18 protein-coding genes are annotated in these 20,287 nt (G+C 56.7%); 4 read left to right on the top strand and 14 right to left on the bottom strand.

Going from position 1 to position 20,287, the window contains the following annotated elements:
• Positions 1-69: 69 nt before the first annotated feature.
• Positions 70-1,008: a ribonuclease Z gene (rnz, locus tag GXP70_RS18005; protein WP_162358113.1), complete on the bottom strand. Its 939-nt coding sequence runs from the start codon at positions 1,006-1,008 to the stop codon at positions 70-72.
• A 98-nt stretch (positions 1,009-1,106) separates the two neighbouring features.
• Complete coding sequence (metH, locus tag GXP70_RS18010) at positions 1,107-4,544, bottom strand: methionine synthase (RefSeq protein WP_162358114.1); 3,438 nt, start codon at positions 4,542-4,544, stop codon at positions 1,107-1,109.
• 229 nt (positions 4,545-4,773) lie between these two features.
• Here metH and GXP70_RS18015 point away from each other — a divergent pair, with 229 nt between their 5' ends.
• Positions 4,774-5,313 carry a 1,2-dihydroxy-3-keto-5-methylthiopentene dioxygenase gene (locus tag GXP70_RS18015; RefSeq protein ID WP_162358115.1) on the top strand — a complete coding sequence of 180 codons (540 nt, stop codon included), beginning with the start codon at positions 4,774-4,776 and terminating at the stop codon, positions 5,311-5,313.
• A gap of 178 nt (positions 5,314-5,491) precedes the next feature.
• Here the strand turns inward: GXP70_RS18015 and GXP70_RS18020 are convergent, their stop codons facing one another.
• The 5 genes from GXP70_RS18020 to GXP70_RS18040 all read right to left on the bottom strand — a co-directional run bounded on the left by GXP70_RS18020 (position 5,492) and on the right by GXP70_RS18040 (position 8,659).
• Entirely contained in the window at positions 5,492-6,277 is a 786-nt protein-coding gene (locus GXP70_RS18020) for an HAD family hydrolase (RefSeq protein ID WP_162358116.1), read from the bottom strand.
• Between the two features lie 23 nt (positions 6,278-6,300).
• Positions 6,301-6,819: a hypothetical protein gene (locus GXP70_RS18025; protein ID WP_162358117.1), complete on the bottom strand. Its 519-nt coding sequence runs from the start codon at positions 6,817-6,819 to the stop codon at positions 6,301-6,303.
• Between the two features lie 55 nt (positions 6,820-6,874).
• Positions 6,875-7,861, bottom strand: coding sequence for an aldo/keto reductase (locus tag GXP70_RS18030; RefSeq protein WP_162358118.1), 987 nt, complete (start codon positions 7,859-7,861; stop codon positions 6,875-6,877).
• A gap of 103 nt (positions 7,862-7,964) precedes the next feature.
• The gene (locus GXP70_RS18035; RefSeq protein WP_162358119.1) at positions 7,965-8,168 is read right to left on the bottom strand and encodes a DUF896 domain-containing protein; all 204 of its coding nucleotides are present in this window, start codon (positions 8,166-8,168) and stop codon (positions 7,965-7,967) included.
• Between the two features lie 185 nt (positions 8,169-8,353).
• Positions 8,354-8,659, bottom strand: a complete 306-nt coding sequence (locus GXP70_RS18040; protein ID WP_162358120.1) for a LysM peptidoglycan-binding domain-containing protein — start codon at positions 8,657-8,659, stop codon at positions 8,354-8,356.
• A 281-nt stretch (positions 8,660-8,940) separates the two neighbouring features.
• Here GXP70_RS18040 and lexA point away from each other — a divergent pair, with 281 nt between their 5' ends.
• The gene (gene lexA / locus GXP70_RS18045; RefSeq protein WP_162358121.1) at positions 8,941-9,564 is read left to right on the top strand and encodes a transcriptional repressor LexA; all 624 of its coding nucleotides are present in this window, start codon (positions 8,941-8,943) and stop codon (positions 9,562-9,564) included.
• A gap of 127 nt (positions 9,565-9,691) precedes the next feature.
• On the opposite strand, the gene GXP70_RS18050 is transcribed toward lexA, so the two are convergent.
• The gene (locus tag GXP70_RS18050; protein ID WP_162358122.1) at positions 9,692-10,273 is read right to left on the bottom strand and encodes a hypothetical protein; all 582 of its coding nucleotides are present in this window, start codon (positions 10,271-10,273) and stop codon (positions 9,692-9,694) included.
• A gap of 1,189 nt (positions 10,274-11,462) precedes the next feature.
• A complete protein-coding gene (locus GXP70_RS18055) occupies positions 11,463-11,660 on the bottom strand; it encodes a hypothetical protein (RefSeq protein ID WP_162358123.1) in 198 nt (65 codons plus the stop codon).
• Between the two features lie 84 nt (positions 11,661-11,744).
• On the opposite strand from GXP70_RS18055, the gene GXP70_RS18060 reads away from it, so the two are divergent.
• On the top strand, positions 11,745-12,068 hold the full coding sequence (locus GXP70_RS18060) for a hypothetical protein (protein ID WP_162358124.1): 324 nt from the start codon (positions 11,745-11,747) through the stop codon (positions 12,066-12,068).
• Positions 12,069-12,117: 49 nt separating this feature from the next.
• Here GXP70_RS18060 and GXP70_RS18065 read toward each other — a convergent pair whose 3' ends face one another.
• Together GXP70_RS18065 and GXP70_RS18070 are read right to left on the bottom strand one after the other, a co-directional pair.
• The gene (locus GXP70_RS18065) at positions 12,118-12,945 is read right to left on the bottom strand and encodes a glycoside hydrolase family 25 protein (protein WP_162358125.1); all 828 of its coding nucleotides are present in this window, start codon (positions 12,943-12,945) and stop codon (positions 12,118-12,120) included.
• Positions 12,923-13,417, bottom strand: a complete 495-nt coding sequence (locus tag GXP70_RS18070) for a phage holin family protein (protein WP_162358126.1) — start codon at positions 13,415-13,417, stop codon at positions 12,923-12,925. Before GXP70_RS18070 ends, GXP70_RS18065 begins: the two co-directional genes overlap by 23 nt.
• Before the next feature lie 99 nt (positions 13,418-13,516).
• On the opposite strand from GXP70_RS18070, the gene GXP70_RS18075 reads away from it, so the two are divergent.
• The gene (locus tag GXP70_RS18075) at positions 13,517-13,678 is read left to right on the top strand and encodes a hypothetical protein (protein WP_162358127.1); all 162 of its coding nucleotides are present in this window, start codon (positions 13,517-13,519) and stop codon (positions 13,676-13,678) included.
• A 126-nt stretch (positions 13,679-13,804) separates the two neighbouring features.
• Here the strand turns inward: GXP70_RS18075 and GXP70_RS18080 are convergent, their stop codons facing one another.
• The 3 genes from GXP70_RS18080 to GXP70_RS18090 form a co-directional block, all read right to left on the bottom strand.
• Positions 13,805-17,581 carry an LPD38 domain-containing protein gene (locus tag GXP70_RS18080; RefSeq protein ID WP_162358128.1) on the bottom strand — a complete coding sequence of 1,259 codons (3,777 nt, stop codon included), beginning with the start codon at positions 17,579-17,581 and terminating at the stop codon, positions 13,805-13,807.
• Between the two features lie 10 nt (positions 17,582-17,591).
• Entirely contained in the window at positions 17,592-17,876 is a 285-nt protein-coding gene (locus GXP70_RS18085; RefSeq protein ID WP_162358129.1) for an aggregation-promoting factor C-terminal-like domain-containing protein, read from the bottom strand.
• 89 nt (positions 17,877-17,965) lie between these two features.
• Positions 17,966-20,242 carry a hypothetical protein gene (locus tag GXP70_RS18090; protein WP_162358130.1) on the bottom strand — a complete coding sequence of 759 codons (2,277 nt, stop codon included), beginning with the start codon at positions 20,240-20,242 and terminating at the stop codon, positions 17,966-17,968.
• Positions 20,243-20,287: the final 45 nt, after the last annotated feature.

Genomic DNA, 20,287 nt, shown 5'->3' on the forward strand with positions numbered 1-20,287 from the left:
CGTCTGCTGTACGTTGATGATTGCGCCATCATCGTACCAGCGGACTGTCAGGCGAAGATTCGGAGTACGTTACGAATTTGTAAGCGGCAGCCTCGGCACGTTGATTTCCGCCATTTCGACGGCTGGCTCGATCCGTTCGAAAATCGCCTTCGCGCCATTCGCCAGCTCCGCGACTTCCTCGTCGTCGTAGCGCGAGCTGAAATGCGTCACCACAAGCCGTTTGGCGTTCGCGGCTTTGGCGATTTCGGCGGCTTGCGTGAAGGTCGAATGACCGTACGCGGCCGCCTTCTCCTCGAGCCCGCCGGCGAACGTCGCTTCGTGCACGAGCAGATCGGCGCTGCAGGCGAGCTTCACCGCATTCTCGCAGGGCCGCGTGTCGCCGAGGATCGTCACGACGCGGCCCGGATGCGGTTGGCCGACGACATCGGCTGCCGATATCGTCGTGCCGCATTCCAGCGTTACGTCTTCTCCGCGCTTCAGCTTGCCGAACAGCGGCCCGGCCGGAACGCCGAGCTCGGCGAGCCGCTTCAGGTTCAATTGACCGCTCTGCGGACGCTCCGTAATGCGGTAGCCGAAGCACGGCAGACGATGCTCGAGCGCGGCGGCTTCCACGAGATAACGTTCGTCGGCGGCGACTTCGCCTTCGGCAATCTCGACGATATGAAGCTCATAGCCCAGATGAACGCCGGTCAACTCGAAGGTTTGTTCCAAGTACGACCGTATGCCGGGAGGCCCGTAGATCGTTAACGGACCCGCGCCTTCGAAATAACTCCGGCTGCTTAGCAGACCGGGCAAACCGTATATATGATCGCCATGCAGGTGCGTGACGAAAATCCGCTCCAGCTTGTTCAGCTTGAGCTTGCTGCCGAGCATCCGGTGCTGCGTGCCCTCGCCCGCGTCGAACAGCCAGAAGCCGCAATGCGGTTCAGGCAGCGACAAGGCGATCGACGTCACGTTGCGGGAGCGTGTCGGCCTTCCTGCGCTGGTCCCGAGAAATATGAGCTGCAAGCTACTCCCTCCCATTCTGATGCTGCCAGGCATCTCTATAGCAATACCCTCCGAAGGGCACGGTTCATACCATGCTTCGGAGGGTATCTTGCCTTCGCTTAAACCTTCTCGACGTTAAAATACTGCGCTTCCGGATGCGCGAACACCATCGCGGATACCGAAGCTTCCGGCTCCATCATGAACCCTTCCGTCAGCTGCACGCCGATATCCTCGGGACGCATCAGCTCGAACAGCGGCCCTTGATCCTCCAGGTTCGGACAGGCCGGGTAACCGAACGACACCCGGATGCCCTGGTAGCGGGCGCCGTGCCGCTGCTTCATCGTCATGTCCGGACGATCCGGGAAGCCCCACGTATCGCGCATGATATGATGGACGCGCTCGGCCATCGCCTCCGCCACTTCAAGCGCTACGGACTGCAGCGCATGCATGCGCAGATAGTCGCCGTTGTCTTTGGCCTCGCTCGCCTTCTCGCGAACGCCCTCGCCCGCCGTGACGACGAGGAAGCCGACATAGTCCATGACGCCGTTTTCCACGGACTTCAAGTAATCCGCCAGGCAGAGGTACGGTTCCACCAGCTGGCGCGGGAACGTGAAGCGCTTGATTTCCGTGCCCGGCTGCTTCGGATCGTAGATGATGATGTCGTTGCCGGAAGACTGCGCCGGGAAGAATTGATACATGCCGTTAACGTTCAGCATCCCTTTCGCCGCTTCGTTCAGCAAGCCGTCGACCGTCTCCTTCAGGCTGACCGCCTTCTCGTTGCCTTCCTTCAGCAAGGTTTCGACATTGCCTTTCAGACCCAAGTGATGCCCAAGGAGCATCTGCATGTTCACGTATGGCACGATATGCGGAATCGGCACATTGCGGAGCACATGCCGGTCCAGATCGGGCGGGATATACACCGGCGCGTCGGGCGAAATATTCGATTTGACCGCGCGCGTCAGTTCCGGCAGCGGCTTCTTCTCTTCCTCTTCCCAGACGCCGGAAGCTTTGGCTGCGGCCAATTCGTCCTCGAACAAGCGGCGGTGATCCTTGTCCATCAGCTTGTTGGCGATATCCAGTCCGTCCATCGCATCCTTCGCGTACAGCACGAGGCCATCGTATTCCGGACCGATCCGTGTTTTGGTGAATTTCCGCGTAAGCGCCGCGCCGCCGACCAGAATCGGCGCGTCGATGCCGGAATTGCGCAAATCCTGCGCCGTCACGACCATCTGCTGCGCCGACTTGACGAGCAGACCCGACAAGCCGATCGCGTCGACCGGTTCTTTGCGGTACGCTTCGATTATTTGCTCCGGCGGCACCTTGATGCCGAGGTTGATGATTTTGTAACCGTTGTTGGACAAAATGATTTCCACCAGGTTTTTCCCGATGTCGTGCACGTCGCCTTTGACGGTCGCGAGCATGATTTTGCCTTTGACCGCGGATTCCGCCTTCTCCATATGGGGCTCCAGATGCGTAACGGACGCCTTCATGACCTCGGCGCTCTGCAGCACCTCCGCGACGATCAGCTCGTTGTTGTTGAACAGCCGTCCGACCTCTTCCATGCCGCGCATGAGCGGGCCATTGATGATATCGAGCGGCGGATATTTGCCGAGCGCCTCGTCCAGATCGACGAACAAGCCTTCCTTCGTGCCTTCCACGACATAGGAAGCCAGCCGTTCCTCCAGCGTCAGCGTGGACACTTTCTCCTTCTTCTCGACCTTCTTCTCGCGGAACGCGGCGACGAACGCGGCGAGCGTCTCGTCATTCGTGTTATAGATCAGGTCTTCCGCCAGACGGCGCTCTTCTTCCGGAATGGACGCGTAACGTTCGAGCTTCTCCGTGTTCACGATCGCGTAATCGAGCCCGGCCTTCGTCGTATGGTACAGGTAGACCGAGTTCAGCACCTCGCGGCCCGCATCCGGCAAGCCGAACGAGATGTTGCTGAGGCCGAGAATCGTCTTGGCGCGCGGATACTTGGCCTTGATCATCTTGATCCCTTCGATCGTCTCGACGGCGGAACCGATGTATTGCGGATCGCCGGAGCCGACCGGGAACATGTTCGGGTCGAAAATGATATCCTCCGGCTGCATGCCGTATTTCTCCGTCAGCAGCTCGTACGAGCGCGTCGCCACTTCCATCTTCGCTTCGCGCGAAACCGCTTGCCCGCGTTCGTCGATCAGAATGCAGACGACCGCTGCGCCGTAACGGTGAATGAGCGGCAAAATTTTCTCGATTTTCGTTTCGCCGTCTTCGAGGTTGATGGAATTGATGATCGCTTTGCCTTGCGAATATTTCAGGCCGAGCTCGATGATATGATCGTAGGTCGAATCGAGCATGAGCGGCACTTTGATCTTCTTCACGACTTCCGGCAGAAACCGGTGCACCGCGTACGCCTCGTCGATATCGGTGTCCTGCAGGTTGATATCGATGACATGCGCGCCGCCCTTCACTTGGGCGCGGGCGATTTCGGACGCCTCGTCGAACCTCTCTTCCTTGATCAGACGCTTGAACTTCCGCGAGCCGGAAATGTTCGTCCGTTCGCCGATCATGATCGGCCGGTTGTCCTCTTCGATGAACACGGTCTCGATACCGGATACGGCAGGCGCATGATCGCCATATTGCTTGCGCGGCTCGTAATTCGCCAGCGTCTCGGCAAGCGCGCGAATATGCTCAGGCGTCGTTCCGCAACAGCCGCCGGCGATGTTCAGCCAGCCGTTCTCGGCGAAATCCGCAACCTTCTTCGCGAGCGAAGCCGGCGATTCGTGATAGTGGCCGTTCTCGTCCGGCAGCCCCGCGTTCGGGTAGACGCTGACCGCCGTACGCGCGATTTCCGACAACGAGCGGATATGATCGCGCATGAATTCCGGGCCCGTCGCGCAGTTCAGGCCGATCGAGATCGGCTTCATATGCTCCAGGGAGATATAGAACGATTCGATGTTCTGTCCCGCAAGCGTCGTGCCCATCGGCTCGATCGTGCCGGAAATCATGAGCGGCAGCGTGATGCCCGTTTCCTCGAATGCCTTGTGAATTCCGATCGTGCCCGCTTTGACGTTGAGCGTATCCTGCGACGTCTCGAGCAGCATCGCGTCGACGCCGCCTTCGATCAGCGCCAGCGCCTGTTCGTAATAGCTCTCGACCAGCTCGTCGAACGTTACGCCGCCGGTAACGGAAAGCGTCTTGGTCGTCGGTCCGAACGCGCCGGCGACGTATCTCGGCTTGTCCGGCGTCGAATATTTCTCCACCGCCGCGCGCGCCAGGCGCGCCGCGGCAAGATTGATCTCGCGCGCTTTCTCCGGGATGTCGTATTCCGCCAGCACGACGCTCGTCGCGCCGAATGTATTCGTTTCGAGAATATCCGCGCCTGCGGCCAAATATTGCTCGTGGATGTCTTGTATAACGTCCGGACGGGTCAGCACGAGCATCTCGTTGCAGCCCTCCAGCTCCTCCCCGCCAAAATCATCGGGACCCAAGTCGCGCTGCTGGATCATCGTTCCCATTGCGCCGTCCAAGATGAGAATGCGCTTCGCCAGCATTTCCTGTATCGTCGGTTTCGTCATCGATGCACTTCCCTTCCGAAGCTGCCGCCCGCAGCCGGACCTGTCTTTCAGGCCCTGCTCAAGGTCCGGCTAAAAATCATTTCCCTATACTCTACCAGAATTCGACCCTTGTGAAAAGGCATTTCCGCCCCAGTTCGAAAGCTTCGTCCGTCTGTCGACAGCGCAATCGGAATGCTTTATAATTATTCTGATCGGAATTACGATTTCATATTGAAAGCAGGGGATTCGAGTGGCAGAAATACGTGTACGCAACACCAACGAGCGCATCACTGGCGAAGCAAACGTCCGTGCTTTTCTTGACAAGCAAGAAGTACTCTACGAACACTGGGATGCATCCAAGCTTCCGGCTGAGCTTCAGGACAAATTCGTGCTGAACGACGAAGAGAAAGCGACGATTCTGGCGACATTCGACGCCGAAATCCGCGATTTGGCCGCACGCCGCGGTTATCAAATCTGGGACGTCATTTCGCTGTCGGACGCAACGCCGAACATCGACGAACTGCTCAAGAAATTCGAGCAGATCCATACGCATACCGAAGACGAAATCCGCGGCATCGTATCCGGACGCGGCATCTTCATTATTAAAGGCGACGAGGACACCGGTTATTTCGACGTTGAGCTGGAAGCCGGCGACGTCATCTCCGTGCCGGAGAACAAGAACCATTTCTTCACGCTGATGGACAACCGCGAAATCATCGCCGTTCGTCTGTTCATCGAGAAGGACGGCTGGATCGCGCATAACGTCGAAGATCCGGCGTTCGCGAAATAGCATTCGCGGAAGGAACGACCTGCGGTCGCTCCTCGCTCTTGCTATTCGCTTGTTTTACAATAAGAGAAAGGAGACCTGTCTGTGGATAGGTCTCCTTTTTGTTTCGTTATATAATGCTGTGAGCTATTCGCAGCTGCAATAATGCACAGCCACCCTTATTTCCTGACCGTCTAACTGCTTAGACCAGCAGAGGCAGCAGCTCTTCCAAATGCTTGATTTCATGCGTAGGAATGATTTCATCGTTGCGCTGCATGCCGTGGCGGTTGATCCATACCGACGTCATGCCGATCGTGTTGGCGCCGAGGATGTCCGTCGTCAGCTTGTCGCCGACCATGACGCCGTGTTCCGGCTCGATGCCGAGGCGCTCCAGCGCGTGGCGGAAAATATCCGCGGACGGTTTCCCTTTGCCGAATTCGCCGGAGATGATGATGTGATCGAAATACGGCACGATGTCCGGCACGCCTGCAAGCTTCTCGCGCTGCAGATCCGGCGAACCGTTCGTCAGCAGCAGCAGCTTGTAGTTCCCCTTCAGCTTGTCGAGCACGGCGAACGTTTCTTCGTACACATACGGACGTTTGCGGCGCTCGGCCGGGAATTGCTCGGCGAGCTTCGCGCCGAGCCCGGCGTCGTCGATGCCAAGAGCGAGCAGTCCGCGCGTCCAGGCATCCTTCCGATATCCCGGTGCAAGCTGCTGCAGCTTGCGGAATTCCTCTTGCTCGCCTTCGAGGAAATTCGCCCACAAGCCTTCGAACGGGTTAATGCCGATCATCTTCGTGAACGGGAACGTCTCGTACGACTCGTAGAGCGCGCGCGCTTCGCGGCGGACCGCCTCTTCCAGCGCTTTCGCGTCTACGCCGGCCGCCGCCGCGCCCGCTTCGCAGGTCGCGTCGAACGCTTCCTGCACGCTGCGGTCGTCCCACAGCAGCGTATCGTCCAAATCAAATAGAACCGCTAGTTTTGCCATCTTATCTTCTGCACTCCACTCTCTTATTTGTCGGTGAACGGGATTCCATGCTGCTCGGCAAAAGCTTTCAGCCGCACGGCCATCGCCTCGGTCGGGAAACGGTTCATGACGCGGGAGAATACCCAGTTGCCGCCTTTGTGCTGCTCGATGATCACGTAGCCCTTCTGCGTGGTAATGCCCTTGATGCTGCCGGCGCTCACGCTCCGGTCACCGGTGAAACGGCGGGAACGCACGAAATCCCGGCCCACCGCCAAATACGGCCTGCGCAGCGTGAACACGCCGGCGAGCACGATATATAACCCGATCGTAACCCAGAACATCGTATCGTCCGGCTTAAACGCTTCTGCATTGAGCGTCACGATAACATAGAAGAGAATGAACAGCAGCAGGAACGCCGGCATGAGATAGCTGCGTCCCTTGTATGTATCCAGCGCTTCCTTGCCGGACGCCGCCGACATAAGCGGGGCTTGTCCCCGTTTCTTGCGCTGCTTGTTGATGTCGGACTGGTTTTTCTGTACTTTACGCTGCCACGATCTTGACACGGATGGTCCCCCTAACAATCTCTATACATTCTGCATTTCGCCTGCATGCGCAGGATTATAACGGACGCGCAAACTTGGCGATAAAGCGGTTCGGATATTCGCTCGGAAGCGCGCTGGCTTCGTTCAGCCGGTTCCAGACCGATTCCGGCATCGCCCAGCCGACCGCGCCCATATTCTCTTCGTACTGCGCCAGCGTGCTTGCCCCGAAGATCGGCGACGTAATGCCTTCGCGCCGCAGCAGCCAGGCGAGCGCAACCTGTGCCGGCGTCTTGTCCAATTCCTTGGCTGCGGCTTGCACGGCTTCGAGGATGGCAAAGTTCTTATCCGTGTTGCGAAGCGCCCACGAGCTCTCGCCTTGCTTCGAGGTCAACCGGCCGCTTGTCGGCTCCTCGCGCGTATAGCGCCCTGTCAGGAACCCGCCGCCGAGCGGAGCCCAAGGAATAATGCCCACGTTCTCCTCCAAGCAGAGCGACAGCATCTCGCGGTCCATCTCTCGGCTGACGAGGCTGTACTGCGGCTGAATGGAAACAAACCGCGCGTAGCGGTCGCGGTCGCTGACGGCAAGAGACTTCATGAGCTGCCAGGCGAAGAAATTCGAACACCCGATATAGCGAACCTTGCCCGCCGATATCAAATCGTCCAGCGTGCGCAGCGTCTCTTCGATCGGGGTCGCCTGATCCCAGACATGGACCTGGTAGAGGTCGAGATAATCGGTATCCAGCCGCTTCAAGCTTGCATCGATCGCGTCCATGATATGCTTGCGCGAGACGCCGCCGCTGTTCGGATGCTCGCCTGTCATCATTCGCACTTTGGAAGCGAGCACGACTTCCGAACGCCGGTTCTTGATCGCTTTCCCGACGATTTCTTCCGATCGGCCCTGCACGTAGACGTTGGCCGTGTCCAGGAAATTGCCTCCCCGATCCAGGAAATCGTGCATCATCGTAATGGAATCCGTTTCATTCGTCGTATTGCCGAAGGTCATCGTGCCCAAGCACAGTTCCGAAACCGCAAGTCCGCTGCGGCCCAGTCGCCGATATTGCATTCGGGTTCCCCTCCCAATTTTAGATCATATCGTAGTGCCGTTCGCTAACGCCGCGCGGGAAGCGGCAGCGACAGGCAATCCTACCCGGCTTCATGCGATGCGATCAATGTTTGATCGAACCGCCGTTATCCTGCGCTTCCTCGTCTTCCGCCCATTTGATCGTATCGAGCTGATTGCGGAAATTACGCTTGAAGTTGTCCAAATAAATGCGGCGCAGTTCGTCGCGCTCCGCGATCTCTTCGTCCGTTAATCCGACGGTTTTATTTTTTCTGGAAAGCTCGTTGATCCGAGCGATGATTTTCTCCATCCTGCCTACTATCTCCTCTCGTCTTTCAGGCCAACATCACATTCTTTACTTTGACATTTTTATTCGCCCATTGTCAAGGTGAAGCGGTCTGCCGAAGCGCCGTCGGTACAAGGATTGACGGAAGAAATAGAAAAAGACCGAACGGCATCCGTTCAGTCTCTCATCCCTATCGGCCAGCCGCCGTATTAATTGGCTGCCGGTATGATTAACGATTGCCCGACTTCCAGCTCGCTCGAGCTTAAGTTGTTGCGCTGCTGCAAATCGAATACGATGCGGCGGATATCCTGGCCATCCTTCCGTACGCTGCTCGCGATCTGCCAGAGCGTATCTCCCGAGCCTACGATAATCACTTGTTCATTCGCGCCCGGTTCGGCAGGACGTTCGCCGTCGGCATGTCCTGTCAATAAAGAGAAGCCGACGAAGAGCAGTACGAAGAAGAGAGAAGCAGCCGCGAGACGGACAAGCACGCGCTCCACTGCACGGTCTTTCATCGTATTACGGCTATTCTTCGAGCTGCGGGTTCTACGCACAGCGGCCGGTTGTTCTGTATAAGCAGTTGAGTATGAAGATATTGTTTGCATCATGATCAGCACCCCAAACGTTTGTTCTGTTATCGTGAATCCAGAATAACACGAACATCCGTTTGCAGTCAACAACTTTTAGAACGTTTGTTCGCACGCATATGCGAACCTATGTTTTCTCGAACTTATGTTTGTACGAACTCCGGTTCTGTGCTATAATTTTACACAAATGAACCTTTGGAGTGATTCCGGTGTCGAAACTTTCAAACCGCCAACAGGCGATACTAGAATTCATCAAGACGGAAGTTAAGGATAAAGGCTACCCGCCTTCCGTCCGCGAGATCGGCGAAGCCGTAGGACTCGCCTCCAGCTCGACCGTTCACGGCCACCTGGACCGCTTGGAGAAGAAAGGCCTGATTCGACGCGATCCGACGAAGCCGCGCGCAATCGAGATTTTGGACGGCGAAGACAACAACGAGATTCCGTTCCCGCTCGCCATTGCCAAAGTGCCTGTCGTCGGCAAAGTTACCGCCGGCGTGCCGATCACCGCGACGGAGAACATCGAAGACTACTTCCCTCTTCCTGCCGACAAGGTCGGCGACGATACGGTATTCATCCTTAACGTTATCGGCGAGAGCATGATCGAAGCCGGCATTCATGACGGCGATTACGTCATCGTCCGTCAGCAGCAGAACGCCTCCAACGGCGACATCGTCGTAGCGATGACGGAAGACGACGAAGCGACGGTCAAGACCTTCTATAAGGAGAAGGACCACATTCGTCTGCAGCCGGAGAATTCCACAATGGAACCGATCCGACTGCGCAACGTCAGCATTCTCGGCAAGGTCATCGGACTCTTCCGCGATATCCATTAATATCACGCACGCTATAGCAGCGCAGCCGCCGGCTCATATGCACGGCGGCTCTTTTATTGTCAGGATTCATTTATCGCTCATCATACTCCGCATTTCGAACTCCGGATACCGTGCCTCTTCATGTCACCTAACCTGCGATTTCCCGGAATAATAAATTACGGTACGTATACGAGCACCTCGTAAACTTAAAGTTCAATTCCACGCCCGAGAAGTCGATCCGTATCTTCTTCAACGCCGTCGTCCTCACTTGTTGTCGAACGAGGCAGCGAACGCGCGCGGCATTGTCCGCGCGAATCGCGGCAGCCAGCGCATTCGCATACGTTGTCGAATTAGACAGCTTGCAATAGAACGGCAGGACGGCTCTTGCGAGGGCTTGATGAACGGGCGTCGAGAATGTAAATTGGACCGTGCCCGGGGGAATCGTCGTGCCGTTCGAATAGAGTACGGTCGGTGCCGGAAACGCGAAATCAATGAAATACCCGATGCCGTTCACCGAGAAGCTGTCATACTTCGCCATCGGCGCGACCTTTTTGAACATCTTGATCAGCGTATCCAAATCGCCTTGCCTAACCGCCTTTGACCAACGCAGCGCATAACTCCGGCTGCCGGCGATTTTGCGGTAGAAAGGAATCATATAAGAGGCCACTTGAGCGAGAATCGGGCCGCTTACCCGAAACGCCTCGTTCCTCCGCACGATTTTCCCAGCCATGCATGCGGCACACCCTTTCGTTCGTCGCTATGATGGCATTGTATGCGCGGGCAAGCGTCCTAGTGCGGAATGGGCGAGGATTCCAACAATGTGGATACACATAAAAAACGGGCATGATGCAGGCTCTAATAAGCCCCGTATCATGCCCGTTCGTTATTCATCGCGGAAATGCGATGCGCGAGTCAAGCTCGTCATTCTAGTACAGCGTCAGATACTGATCCCGTTCCCACTCATGAATCTGGGTGCGGTTTAAATACTATGAACCGTAATGAGAGGAAACAGGCGGTAACACTAGCACTTTAATAGTAGAGATAAATAGGGAAAATGCAAAAATCAGTAACGATATGGAGCATTTGGGGGCATTAGGTGGGTAACTTGGTGGGCAATGTCTGAGATGCTAGACGGTAGTTCTTGAATGCCTTTGCTATGGGATCGACGCCCACGTAAAACTGATCAACTGTAGCGATGCTATATAGCCGACAAAGTTTTAATGCGATGCTACAAGGCGCATCTCTACTGTCCGCCTCAAAGTTCATAAGGTCATCTACATGAATGTCGATCAGATGCGCCGCTTCTCGGATAGTTAGTCCCGCGATCTTGCGGTGCTCCCTGATCGACATCATTCTGTTTATTTTACCCATAGTTAACATCGGCCCCTTTTTATGATGTTTGTCCGACTTAGAGACGAAGCGCGTAATAAATGGTATAATTTTCTGCATTCACACCTTCTTTCCTAAAAGATGAAAGGAGCTTACCATTTGCGCGTCTCTCGAGGGAGATGCCAGCTTCAGCGCTTTCTTGACATTAAGGGATGGACTCACCTGGAATATGCAGAGAGAGCTGGACAATCCAGGCGGCTCGTATCTCATTGGTGCAGAGACGAGAGAACTATGAAGCCTGAAGATATGTACCAAGCTGAACTGATTCTGGGCGATGTCGGGTGCAGCATGCATAACATCTACATTTTAACAGTGAGCTGAAGTAGGCAGTTGCGGGCTTGTCCGCACTCCCTTGAGCGTTTGGGAGCAATATGCTCCCAAAATTCCGGCTATTTACCCCATTATAAGACAATATCCACGAATTAAATGTCGAATATTGTAAACGAATTGCAGGTAAAATCGTCCAGTTTCTACGCAGCGCTTCATTAAAATGCATTCCAACCCTCTGTAACAATTTGTCGAATTTACAGCTACCCAACACCCCGTCCTACTCCCACGGCCAAGATGTTTGCAGCGACAAACACCCGCGGCGCCCGCTTATCCCAGTCATAGGCCTTGACCTTGCCGCCAGCTAAAGCGTCTACACGAATGCGCCGCTGCGTGATCTTCCCGGCGCTGTCCAGATAGATGATCGTGATCGTTTGCCCGATGTGCTTGTCCTTCAACATTCTTGACACCCTCCTATGCGAACATATATTCTTATTATACACAAGAACACCTGTTCGTAAATAGTTTGAGGAAGGATGAAGAGTATGTTTGACCCTAAAATAGCGTTGAACCGTCACATAGCGCTGCTGGTCGCTCGGGATAACGCCGCGGAATACGTCGACTCCACGCGCGGCCTGAATCAAGCGATCGGCAAAGTGGTCGGCCAAGTAATCACGCACAAGCTGGCCGAGTCCAAACGTTCGATGCGGGATAATAAGATGTGGGTTGACGAGGTGCCGATCAGGGGGATGCGCTACCAGTATTCGTTCCAGGGAAGGCGTCACGAATACGAGGCGAGTCAGGCAGATATTGATTTGCATATAAAGATGGTTCTTAACAACTTCGAGCAAGTATTTAAGCAAGTCTGACGTAAAAAGAAGAAGCCCCGCTGGAATATATCCCGGCGGGGCTTTGACATTATCGGGTTGCCAGGATGAAGCCGAGCCACGACAGCTCAGATACCGTAAGCGTGCCGTCCTTCGCTTTCGCGATCCAGCTCGCATCGTTCAACTTGCCATCCTTGTGCAGCTTTTCCAATCCCGCGACGAGCGTGTCACGTTGATATTTCGTAAGTTCCAATTCGTCCACCTCCTCCTTCGCCGGCTGCGGTTGCGGTGCCAGAACATACTTGTCGTAAAACGATCGATCCATAGCATTCATATCGACGTTGCCTGAGATGCCTGTCACCTTGCCTGCGTCGCTGTATTGGAACGTTGCCCACCTATCCCACGTCGGGTTAGCCATCGGCTTATCGGTTTTATAGTGCGCGATCCATAGCGGCCACTTGCCGAGCTCCCTCGACTTATCCGTACCCAGGTATGTCTTCGCGAAGCTCGCGCCGGTGTAAATCATCGCCGGGTGCCCCGTGAGCCGTTCGACCTCCCGGAGGAACTTTATGCACCAAGTCGTGAGCGCGGCCGCGCCGACTTTCAACGCTTCGCCCTCGACATCCAACGCATGAGGGAAGTCTGCCTTGTACTGCTTCACGTTGCGGAAGAAGTTAGCGGCCTCCGTCTCCGGCGCATTGAGTTCGGGATGGGCGTAATGGTAAAAGCCGATTTTGATCCCAGCAGCGGCCGCGCCGGGCGCGTTAGACGATAGCTTAAGATCGATCTTGCTCGCGCCGTCCGTCGCCTTGATAAAGACGTACTTCACGCCATCCGCCGCAACCTTCTTCCAATCGATAGAGCCTTGCCAATGCGATACATCGATCCCCTTTACGTCACTCGCTTGTCTTGCTTGCATCTGCCTCGTCCACCCCTTGCCGGCGATCATCCGCCCTTTGGATTTTTGCTTGCAGTTCGCTCTCTACCATCTTCGACGCCCAGCCTGGTATAATCGCACCCCACCCGGCGCGCTCCGCATTGGCGGTTAAGGATTGCCATGTGTGGTAGATGAGCGCGAAGGTGATGCCGTAAAACAGTAGCCCCGGCGTTTCCAGCATCCTATCAAGTCCATTCGCGAGCACCGGGAACACGAGCAGATAAAGCGTCCTGTATACGCCACGCCGGCCATATTCCGACGAATACGTCTTGTCCTTGTGCGACGCGGCGATACCGGTAATCCAGTCCAGCAGAATGGCAACCAGCAGCACGCTGATCGGAGCGATCCGCCCGGTACCATAAAGGGCCTCAATCCACGGCCCCAAGCATGCGCCAATTGCCGCGACAACGGCTTTGCTAGTAGTAACGTCGAAAGCGAGTAACTGTCTATTCATTTGCTCCACCCCTTAAATAAAATAAGCCCCGCGCTTGGCAGGGCTTCACATACACCCTCTCTATACCCGATAATTGGAAAAAGAGGGAGGTGAAAAAATATGAAAATCGGATTGAATGCTGAACAGCTCTCGTACATTTTGCTTGAAGGCATCGACGCGGATAAGCAGATCTCGGCGTCTGCATTACGAGATGCTATAGCCAAAGCGATTGAGAAAAACAATGAGCAGCTCCTAAAGGATATCAAGTCACTTCTTTCTTAAGGGCGCCATTTCTTTTCGTCAGACCAGTTATCGCCCCAATTAATATAGGGGTCTACATCGTTCGGAACAACTGGAGCCGTCGATTCTTCGGCGGCTTCTTTCTTGTCTTCCTCCACTTTCATCACCTCACTTCGATTGGTTCACCATATCGTTGCCGTCCTGCGCCATTTGGTTAATTCGCTCCTGCAGATCGCGGAGCTGCTTCCGCTTCGTTGCTGCTGGTATCGTCATATCGGCTTCAATGTCGCGCATCTGCTTCCGCACGCCGCTCATGGCATCCGATACCTTACCCAGTTGCTTACGAAGGCCGTCGTTGTACCCGGCTGGCAGTTCCCCTTTGACTGGGAAGTCTGCCTTCGCCTGGTCAAGCTTGCCCTTCGAATCGTAGAATTTCTCGCTGATGTCGTTGCTGTACACGGGGTCGGTCGTTACCTGCTGCACCAGTGTGTTACCGACGCTTCCGCCTGGCGACAGCAGCGGCTGTCCCAGCTGTCCGAGAATACCTGTATACTGCTTGAATAGATAATCGAGCGCCTTCGGCGACGTGCCTGTCCATTCGCCGACCTTCTTCGCCACAATCGACGTTCGCGGATCGGACTGTAGCTCTGGCGATAGATTCTGGAGGTAACCCGGCACAATCGGCGCGCCTGCGAAGTTTTGGTTCGCCGCGACGTCCGCGATCGGCCCACCGACAGTATCGCCAACCGCTCCAAGAAGCCGGTCCGTTATACCACCTGACTTCAGCGCACCCTGCACGCCGGGTACAGTAAAGGTTGTGCGGACCTGATCCGCGAAGTCACGGAACGCGTCAGGGTCTTGGTGCGCGAATACCTGAAGCAGACGCTCTGGGATATCCGCGAACACGGTTCCGAGCTCCTTTGGCTTGGCGATCTTGAAGAACGTACCGCCTTTCGGCAGCAAGTAGAAATTGTCTTTCGTCCGCTTGCTGACCTTCTGGTAATCGGGGTCGTTATGGTTGATTGCATACGAGATCATCGCGGGAAGGCTGACGGCCAGCGCAGTCTTCGCGATAGCCTGCGGCGGCGCATCCTTGAACATGCGCACCGTCTTATCCAGTCCCTGCACAGCGGCATTGAAGTACGGCAGCGCCTTATCGAACTGCTTGCCGTGACGCCCTCGCCGTTTGAAGTTGACCGTTACGTCTTGCGCCGCGGCCACGCCTTCTGCGTTTGCGCCTAACCGTTTAAACTCCCCGAGCCGCGGCGCGCTCTCTACGGCGTTCAGCATGTTCTGCAGCTTGTCATATCCACGAGGGACAATGCCTTTCAGCTTGCTACCTCGTTGCGGGAGAATCTGCCGTTTGGACTGCGCGAGTAGATTCCGGTCTGCGGCCGCCGGCGAAGCGTGCCCGCCCCCGAGGTTCAGGTAATCCTGATACAGGTCCTTGTTCCTAGCGATCGCCCACGCTGACTGGGCGAGATCAGCCATGAAGCGCGCTGGATTATGTGTCGACTTGCTCGCGACATACGCCTGCGGAATGTCCCGCATGATGTTGCGCGTCAGCGAGAACACCGGGTTGACGCCTGTCGTGAGCGTCTTAAATGCGCTTGTCACCTTGCCGAAGAAGTCCATAACGACGTTCGAAGCATCTGGACCCAGGGCCGTAATGGCTTCAAGCAGCGGCTTGTCATTGACCTGGATGTACTTCGGCTCGCCGCCAACCATCACGCGCACAATGTTATCCTTGTCGAGCCCGCGTTGTGTCGCTTTCCGGAACGACAGGTCGAAGTCCTCTCCGAGCTTGGCGATCACGCCTTCGATGCCTTCTTTGTTCAGCGTCTCGTTCAACCCTTTAAGCGAGTGCGAACCGGCGATCTGCTCCTCGGGCACGAGCTCGGCGAAGTGAGACAGCGCCTCCGGGTCCCTCTCCAAATTCTTCACAAAGGATTGCATCGCCTCGTTACGCTTGGCCGCCTTGACGAAGGCGTCAACGTTCTCGATCATCGCCTCGATTGGGCTGATGATAAGGCGCTCCGAACCGCCAGGCGTGTAACCCTTAACCGGCGCGGACTGATTGCCGTAGCCTTTCTTCTTCCCGCCGCCTTTGGCCGATCCAGTCTTCTCAAGCTCCGAGAAGTACCGCTTGTTCGGGACGTATGTCGGGTTCTCGTCGAGCCATTGGTCGAGAGACTTCTGCGGCAGTAGACCTGTGTCGACGAGCCAGTGCTGCGCCATGTTACGCTGGAACTGGTCAATCCCATCAGCCATCGTCTTGAACTGCGGATAGGCCGCTTCATAGTCAGCGAGGATCTGCCGACCTTCGTCCGGCGTCCAGTGCAAGTCCTCGCGGAATACCCGCTCGCCGCGCTTCTCCATCCTCGTTATTGCATGCCGGTTAACCAAATAATCCTCGAAGTCGACATAGGAGTGCTCGTGCTGCGGCAGCGGCGCGAGGATCTCCTTCAGCGACTTACCGATATCTTTACCTTGGCTGTCCACCTGCCGTGCCGTCAGAATCTGCTTCGCGACAACGTCCGCCCCGCGACTATTCAGCGCGAGCGTATGCGACTTGTCCGCGGCATCAAGTTTTTCGCCGGTCACGGCTTCAACCTCTTTGTCGAAACGATCCATCGGATGCAGATCGTCTACCCAATCCGTGTACAATTTACCGCGAAGCGCCTTCGCCGGCATCTTCTCTCGCTTCTGGCGCGAGACGAGCTGCGACTTGGTCGACGTCCGAAGGTTGTCGTAAGCGCCTGCCTTCTCACCAAATGCCGAAAAACCCAAACTCTGTGAGCTGGGCTGTTGCGGCAATGGGCGCGGTTCAGGCAGAGGCGTTTCCATGGCGACCGGTTTCTCGGCCTGCGGAATGTTGCGTAATGGCTCCTGTGCATCTGTAGCATGTAGCGCCGGATCAATCTCACGAATGGACTGTACTTGCGGCTCAGGCTGCGGTGTCGCTGGTTCCGGCACCGCTCCGGCAGCCGGCTGCTTCCCTCCGATTAGACGTTTCAAGCCAGTACCAGCGGCCTCGAACGCCGCGCCGCCTAGCCCGCCCAATGCCGCAGCCTCCGCTATGTCCCGCGCAGATGTATGGCCGGCCGCTGCCGTATTTGCCACGTTCTGCGCCGCGCCCTCGACGGCGTTGCCCGCCAGCCGCTGACCTAAGGTTGCTGCTTCACCCAAGTTGCCTTTGAGCTTCTGCAACGCTCCGGTTGTCACTCGGCCCGCGCCTGTGACGGCGCTCTGCTCCAATGCAGCCGGGTTAACCGCGCCGCCCGCGAACTGCCCGGCGATGTTGGCCGCCTTCCCGAACAGTCCGCCCGTGGTTGGCGCTGTATCTGCCTCTACGCCAAGTGTACGGCCTGCGCCCTGCTGAAAGTCGGCAAGGCCGGGAATGTTAGCCTGCACGACATCCAGCCCGTGGCCGAGTAATTCCAGCGGTTTCTTAATGAATCCCGGCGCGCCCGCAAGCTGCTTATCTCGTGCCGCAGCCTCTTGCTCGTAGAACTGCTGCTTGGCCGACGTCGGTTCTGGAAGAGGCGTCCGCTGCTGGAAGTCCTGAATCGCCTGAAAGCTTCCCGGTGCCGCCTGCGGCTTCAAATAGTCCGGCTGTACCGATGGTGCCGCCTGGCTTGGTGTATTCCCCGAGAACGGCGGCATGACCGGCTCGCCTTTCGGATGGATCGTCAGGTCGGTCGTATCGATCTTGTTGTGGTAATCCGCGTGCCGCTCATCCGGAATGATCCCGAGATCCATCGCGCGATTCGTGAAGAAGTTGCTGACCGGCGCGGAGGCGGGTTGCTGTGCTGGCGCGGCGGGTTGCAGGCCAAGCTCACGCGCGTGGCGCTGGAAATACGACTCGCCTGCTTGCGAATGACCGTCATCCGGCGGGCTGCCGGTAAGCCCCAACTGTTTCGCCCTTTCCGTAAAATAGCTCATGGCCGCCTCCTTAATACCATTTGTTCGCGTCCCAGAACTGCAGCGCCTTGACCGGATCGCCATAGCGGTCCTTGATGTACTTGGCCGCTGCCAGCGCCTGCTGCGTCGGATCGCTCCAATTCACACTGTTACCGCCGTAAGCCGACCGGGTCGAATCAAGGAACTGGAACAGCCCGCTGGCAGATGACTTGCTGTTCTTCGCCGACGAATTGAAACTCGACTCGCGCGCGGCGAGCTCCAACATCGGCTGCAACCAGCTCGCCGGGTAGCCGCCAGACTGCAGCGCTGACGACACCGCTGTGCTCGCCGCCTTGTAGGCTGCCGGGTTCGCCTTGCTATCCGATGCCGTCTTCGCGTAATTGTTATAGTTACCAGTCCCCCCTTCTACTTGGCCGGCTTTCCCGCCGCAAGCGCCGCCTTGTACTCTTTGGTCAGCTCATCCGGTACGGGAATGCCGTACATGTTATAGAGCTGCACCGCGACGATCGGATCCTGCGTCTGCGTAATGATCATCGCTTCGATCTGCTTCTGCACCGCCGGATCTGCGAAATTGACCGGGATCGGATTCCCGTATTGGTCCTTCGACCCTTGCAGCAGCGGCGAACTGTTGATCGCCTTCGAGATGTCAGCCGACGTCGGGCCTGCTTGCGTCTGACTTTGTTGCTGTTGGTTTTGTTGCTGCTGAAGCTTGTAAATGTCCTGATCGACGCCCGATTGGAATTGATCTTGCTGGAGGCTGTAGCTCATGGCCCATTGCTTCGCTGCCTGCGTCTGCGTGCCTTTTGGAATGCCGTAGATCGTCGCCAACTGGTCGGGAATCGTGCCGGTCATATCCGCCTGCTGCCACAGGTTCTGCAGCTGACGCTGTTGCTCCGCCGTCGTCTTCTGCCCGTTTGGCAGCGTCCCGGTAAGCTGTGCCATGACCTGCGTCTGGTTCAACTGGTTCTGTTGGCCGGCCATCGTCTGCGCGCCTGCGTTCGCGTTGTTCACCAGGTTCCCCCAGGTCTGTGTCGGGCCCTTGCCGAGGTTGCCTGTCTGGTTCACCATGTCCATGTAGGCACCCCAATTCGCGTTCTTATCCGCGAGCGCTTGCTGCTGTCCTTGCAGGGACTGGCCGCCGTTGTACGTGCCGCCGTAGATCGCATCATTCTGGATCTGCTGCTGTTGCTGCTGCACCGTCTGCTGTCCATTGTACGTTCCTGCGTACTGCGCGTCGTTATGGATCTGATCCTGGCCGACCTGGTAGTTCGTCTGGAACTGCTGCAGCGCCTGGTTGAACGCCGTGTTTCCGAGCTGGCTGTTCGTCAAAGCATCTTGCGTCAGCTGACCATGGACCATGAGGTCGTAATTCCGCTCGTCGTTCTTGATCGATTGGAACAACGCCTCGCGCTCATCCGGCGCCGCGTTCGCCAGCGCGGTATACTTGTCGTTGATCTGCTGCTGCAGCTGTGCGGCCTGTGCCGCGATGTTCGCTTGGTTCGTCTGCAGCGACGATTGATTCTCTCGGTCCGTCCGGGCGCGGTTCTGTTCGATCATGCCGAGCGCATAGTCGCTGCGGCCGCTGAACGGGCTGAGCCGGCGCTGGTTCTGCACGTCCTCCGTCGACCGGTCTTCGTTGATCGTCTCGTACATCTTGTCGAAGTTGCCTTTCAGCGCGTCCGATTGCTGCTTGGCCGTCAACTGGCTGTTCGCGATGGCTTGATCGGCCGTCAGTCGGGCGTCGGAGAGCTTGCGCGCCGTCTGATCCTCCGCGTACTTCCGAATCGCGGCTTCGTCCATAACCGGGATCGCTGGTTTGTACTGATCAACGGTCGGGACGTCCGACTTGGCCGGCCCCGTGAATACAGGCATGTTTCCGGTGCCGGGTACTGCTGCAGGCGTTGGTGTAGACGTTTGCGTCGGTGTAGACGGTACGAAATTCGGGGTTGTAGGTGTTTTGCTAGTTCCTGTATTCTTATTATTGATGTAATCAATCAACTGCTGGGTATTCATGTTCTTTACAGCGGCAGCCTCTTCAGGACTTAACTGCGCATAAAATTGCTGCGCATTCTGTGCAGCCCATGCTGTGTTCCCAGCGTCGTACTGCTTCTTCGAGTACAAAATTTCATTAAGTGGATCGCCTTTTCCGCCATAATTGGTTTGCGACGCTTCGTTATAAACGAGTTTCGGAATCGTAGGATTCGTCGAAGGAGTACTCGGCGTCGTAACGAATGTCGGCGTCGCAGGCTTCGACGGTGCGGAAACTTCTGCCACGTATGACGGCGTGCCGCCAGCAGCCGTAATCGCCTGGTTCGCCTTCTGCGTTGCCTGGAACTGGTTCAAGCCTGTAACAGGGTCTTTCGCGAGCGGCGATGATGTCGACGGCGTGAAGGTTGGCGTGCCCGTCGTCGATGGCGTTGTCGGCGTCGTAGGTGTTTTAACGAATGTCGGTGTGGCGGGCTTCGATGCAGCGGATACTGCCGGCAGCACGCCGGCCCCCGCCGTCGTGAAGTTTGGTGTGCCGGTTGTAGATGGGGCAGGCGTAGACGTCACGAACGTCGGTGTTGCCGGATTCGCCGCATACGACGGTGCCGCTTGCCCCGCTGCCTGCCGAGCATCGACCTGTGCTTGCTGCAATTTATTCAGTCCCGTGACAGGGTCTTTCGTAAGTAAGCTCGCCATAGGCATCTCCTTCTGATGGCAACGAAAAAGACGCCCATTAAGAGC

Source organism: Paenibacillus lycopersici (assembly GCF_010119935.1).
Lineage (GTDB): Bacteria > Bacillota > Bacilli > Paenibacillales > Paenibacillaceae > Paenibacillus_Z > Paenibacillus_Z lycopersici.